The 328-nt window shown below is 41.8% G+C and carries 1 tRNA gene; it reads right to left on the bottom strand.

Annotated elements, in window-relative coordinates:
• Window positions 1–221 precede the first annotated feature (221 nt).
• Window positions 222–297: transfer RNA gene (locus tag OA79_RS17880), tRNA-Ala, on the bottom strand.
• Between the last annotated feature and the right edge of the window lie 31 nt (window positions 298–328).

Here is a 328-nt window from a genome sequence, read left to right as displayed (position 1 = left end):
CTCTGGATTTACGATAATAGAAAGTCACTTAGGTTAAAGTGCTTTCCACCGGTTTAACGCTTGATTCATCGTTATTTCAAAATTCGAATTGTTAAAGAGCAAGTTTAGTGCAAAGCACTAAGTCAGAGACTATAAATCACCTCCACATAACGAATCATGCAGGGTTAAGTAGTATCTTGCTTAAGGCTTTGAGTGTGTCGTGTTGTTTCTTTACTAAGAAATGGTGGAGCTATGCGGGATCGAACCGCAGACCTCCTGCGTGCAAAGCAGGCGCTCTCCCAGCTGAGCTATAGCCCCATTTTTTTAGTCTTTCTAACCGACTCTAATG

This window comes from Marinomonas sp. TW1 (genome assembly GCF_001625355.1).
In the GTDB taxonomy this organism is placed as follows: domain Bacteria; phylum Pseudomonadota; class Gammaproteobacteria; order Pseudomonadales; family Marinomonadaceae; genus Marinomonas.
This window is presented reverse-complemented; position numbering and strand designations above follow the sequence as displayed.